We start from the raw sequence: 3,952 nt of genomic DNA, 5'->3' as shown, positions 1-3,952 counted from the left end.
CCACTGAATACGCCCACACGCTGGGCCTGGCCTTTCAGCTCACCAACATCATCCGCGACGTGGGCGAGGACGCCATGCTGGGCCGCATTTACTTGCCGGTGAGCGAGCTGCAGCAATTCGACGTGAAGGCGCACGAGATCTTGAAGCGCACCTACTCAGACCGCTTCACGGCGCTGATGCGCTTTCAGGCAGAGCGCGCGCACCGCCTCTACGACGAGGCCCTGGCCCTGCTGCCAGATGCCGACCGCCGCGCCCAAAAGCCGGGCCTGATGATGGCCAGCATTTACCGCACGCTGCTGCGCGAGATCGAGCACGACAACTTCCAGGTGCTGCACCAGCGCATCAAACTCACGCCGCTGCGCAAGTTCTGGCTGGCGTGGAAGGTGCAGGCCCTGGGCCGGATGTAGCTATGGTGATGCAGCGCCCATGAAAGTCGCCGTCGTTGGCGCAGGCTGGGCTGGCATGGCTGCGGCCATGGCCCATGTGCAGGCGGGCCGCCAGGTCACCGTGTTCGAGGCTGCGCGCACGGTGGGTGGCCGGGCGCGCGCCGTGCCGGGCGCGCTGCCGGGCGGCACGCCCGCCACGCTCGACAACGGCCAGCACATCCTGATTGGCGCCTACACCGAAAGCCTGCGCCTGATGCGCCAGGTGGGTGTGGATGTGGATACAGCCCTGCTGCGCCTGCCGCTCACTCTGAAGTTCCCCGACGGCCAGGGGCTGCAGCTTCCCGACCTGCCCCCGCCCCTGGATGCGCTGCTGGGCATTGCCCGCGCCAAGGGCTGGGGCTGGCGCGACAAGCTGGCGCTGCTGCGCACCGCTACCGCATGGCAACTGCGCGGCTTTCGCTGCGCGCCCTCCACCTCGGTAGCGCAGTTGTGCGCTGCGCTCACGCCGCGCCTGATGGCCGAATTCATCGATCCGCTGTGTGTGTCGGCGCTCAACACCCCCGCCCGCGAGGCCAGCGGCCAGGTGTTTCTGCGCGTGCTGCAGGACAGCCTGTTCAGCGGGCGCGGCGGCTCCAACCTGCTGCTGCCGCGCATGGACCTGGGTTCGCTCTTCCCCGAACCCGCAGCGCGTTGGCTAGCGCAGCGCGGCGGCCAGGTGATCACGGGCCTGCGGGTGCAGCGGCTGCAACCGATGCCGGGCGGACGCTGGCAGACCGTGTGCGCCATCGGCCCAGCCAACGCCGCTGAGGGCACTCCCGAGGTCTTTGACCACATCACCCTGGCCTGCCCCTCATGGGAAGCCAGCCGCCTGGTGGCAGGCGTGGCGGGCCTCGCCGGGCTGGCCAGCGCCAGCCCATGGAGCGCCCAGGCCGCAGCCCTGCGCTTTGAAGCCATCACCACTGTCTATGCCCATGCGCACGGCGTGCGCCTGCCCTTGCCCATGGTGGCGCTGCGCAACACGGCCGATCAGCCCGCGCAGTTCGTCTTCGACCGGGGCCAGCTGGATGGCAACCACGGCTTGCTGGCTTTTGTGGTCAGCGCCAGCGATGGCGACCGCTTGCAGATCGAACAGCAGGTGCTGCAGCAGGCTGCCACCCAGCTGGGCCTATCGACCCTGCAGCCCGTGCAGACGGTGGTGGAAAAGCGCGCCACCTTTGCCTGCACCCCCGGCCTGCGGCGGCCCGGCATGCAGGTGCTGCCGGGGCTGACCGCCTGTGGCGACTATGTGCACGGCCCCTACCCCGCCACGCTGGAAGGCGCCGTGCTCAGCGGCACCGCCGTGGCTGCACTGGCGTAGTCATCGACGTCAGCACCCCGGCAGGCATCGGGAAAACCCCATGCCGACTGACAGCATTCCGAAAGCACGCTGCGCACACCATACGCCGCGCAACGCCGCAATGGCTTTCACGGAGACACCCATGCTTTTCAACAACGACATTCCCGCCGCCTTCCACCCCACCCGCCGCCACCTGCTGGGCGCAGGCAGCGCCCTGGCCCTGGGCGGCCTGCTGCCCACCACCGCGTCTGCCCAGGCCGCGTGGCCTTCCAAGTCCGTGCGTTTTGTGGTGCCCTTTGCACCGGGCGGCAGCTCCGAGATCGTGGCACGCTCCACGGCGGCCGAGCTGAGCAAGACCCTGGGCCAGAGCGTGTTTGTAGACAACAAACCCGGCGCCGCAGGCAACATCGCCATGCAGGAAGTGGCCCGCGCCGAAGACCAGCACACCCTCATCCTGGGCCACATCGGCACGCTGGCGGTGAACCCCTACATCTTCGACAAGCTGCCCTACGACGCCAACAAAGACTTCAAGCCCGTGAGCCTGCTGGCCAAGGTGCCCAGCCTGTACGTGGTGCACCCCGACGTGCCCGCCAAGAACCTCAAGGAGTTCATCGCCTACGCAAAGAAGAACCCGGGCAAGCTCAGCTACGGCTCGGCAGGCAACGGCAGCGCGGGCCACCTGGCGTTTGAATACCTCAAGATGACCGCCGAGATCTTCATGCTGCACGTACCCTACCGGGGCACCGGCCCCATGATGACCGACCTGCTCTCGGGCCGCCTTGATGCCGCCTCGGTGGGCGCGGCGGCCCTGCTGCCATTCATCAAATCCGGCAAGGTGCGCTGCATCGCCACCGGCTCCACCCAGCGCCTGCCCCAGCTGCCTGACGTGCCCACGGTGGCCGAACAGGGCTTCCCCGGCTTTGAAATGACGCAGTGGTACGGCATGCTGGCCCCCGCCAGTCTGCCCAAGGAGCACCTGGACAAGCTGGCCGCCGAAACCGCCAAGGCCGTGAAGGCACCCGAAGCCCTCAAGCGCCTGAACGGCGATGCGGCCGAAGCCATTGGCGGCACGCCCGCGCAGTTTGCGCAGTTCATTGCGGCGGAGCAGGCGCGCTGGCAGAAGGTGATCAAGCGCGCGCAGATCAAGCCGGACTAGAGAAGCCCCCCTGAGCCGCAACCCGCTCGGCGCCGCAGCCGTAGGCTGCAGCTCTTCGATGCCGTCCAAGCCTGCGCAGGCAGGCTTGGACGGCATCTCAGCCCCCAGAGGGGGGACGCCACCCGTGGCCTGGCAAAGCCAGTTCCACGGTGGCGCTGGCTGGGGCCTCGCCAGTTGCAACCGCCTGGGGCGCCTGGAACTATCGCCGAACGACAGTAGCATTCCCCCCATGCGCATCCTCCTGGCAGAAGACGATCACAACCTGGGCACCTGGCTCAGCCGCGCGCTGGAGCATGCGGGCATTCAGGTGGAATGGGTGAACGACGGGCGTCTGGCCGACCGTGCGCTGCAGCAGCACGACAACTACGACGCGCTGGTGCTGGACCTGGGCCTGCCCGGGCTCGATGGCCAGGCCGTGCTGCAGCGCCTGCGCGACCGCGACCAGCGCCTGCCCGCGCTGATCCTCACGGCGCGCGATTCGCTGGACGAACGCGTGCGATCGCTCAACGCGGGGGCCGACGACTTTCTGGCCAAACCTTTTGAGCTGGCCGAGCTGGAGGCCCGCCTGCACGCCCTGGTGCGCCGCGCGCGTGGCAACGAACACCCGCGCCTTGCGTGTGGCGCGCTGGTGTACGACAACGCGCGCAAGCAGTTCACGCTGCATGGCGAGCCCCTGGCCCTGTCGCCACGCGAGCATGCGGTGCTGCGCGTGCTGGTGCAGCGCAGCGGCGAGCCGTTTTCCAAGCAGCAGATCCTGGACCGCGTGTTCTCTGACGACGAGGACGTGCACCCCGAAGCCGTGGAAGTGTTTGTGCACCGCCTGCGCAAGCGGCTGGACGGCAGCGGTGTGCGCATTACCACGCTGCGCGGCCTGGGCTATGCCCTGGAGTCGGGTTGATGGGCCTGGCCACCCGCTTGCGCCGTGCCAGCCTGTGGCGGCTGCTGGCCATGCTGCTGCTGCCGCTGCTGGGCGTGGTAACGGGTGTTGAGCTGTGGATGACCCGGCACGACGCGCTGGAGGCTGCCAACGCCGCCTACGACCGCTCGCTGCTCGGGGCGCTCAAATCCATCGAC

General features: G+C 68.5%; 5 protein-coding genes. All 5 read left to right on the top strand.

What is annotated here, in order from left to right; genetic code table 11:
• The coding region (locus tag DBR12_RS23280) for a squalene/phytoene synthase family protein (protein WP_233244965.1) at nucleotides 1–407 on the top strand (407 nt) is incomplete at its 5' end.
• 19 nt (nucleotides 408–426) lie between these two features.
• Nucleotides 427–1,743: a hydroxysqualene dehydroxylase HpnE gene (hpnE, locus tag DBR12_RS20220; protein WP_108618869.1), complete on the top strand. Its 1,317-nt coding sequence runs from the start codon at nucleotides 427–429 to the stop codon at nucleotides 1,741–1,743.
• 121 nt (nucleotides 1,744–1,864) lie between these two features.
• Nucleotides 1,865–2,878 carry a tripartite tricarboxylate transporter substrate binding protein gene (locus DBR12_RS20215; RefSeq protein ID WP_108618868.1) on the top strand — a complete coding sequence of 338 codons (1,014 nt, stop codon included), beginning with the start codon at nucleotides 1,865–1,867 and terminating at the stop codon, nucleotides 2,876–2,878.
• A 229-nt stretch (nucleotides 2,879–3,107) separates the two neighbouring features.
• Nucleotides 3,108–3,776, top strand: coding sequence for a response regulator (locus DBR12_RS20210; protein WP_108618871.1), 669 nt, complete (start codon nucleotides 3,108–3,110; stop codon nucleotides 3,774–3,776).
• The coding region (locus DBR12_RS23275) for a sensor histidine kinase N-terminal domain-containing protein (protein ID WP_233244967.1) at nucleotides 3,776–3,952 on the top strand (177 nt) is incomplete at its 3' end. The genes DBR12_RS20210 and DBR12_RS23275, both read left to right, overlap by 1 nt.

It is taken from the genome of Acidovorax sp. HMWF029 (genome assembly GCF_003060895.1).
In the GTDB taxonomy this organism is placed as follows: domain Bacteria; phylum Pseudomonadota; class Gammaproteobacteria; order Burkholderiales; family Burkholderiaceae_C; genus Acidovorax.
Note: the sequence above shows the minus strand (reverse complement) of the source record. Positions and strands in the feature narration are given on the sequence as shown.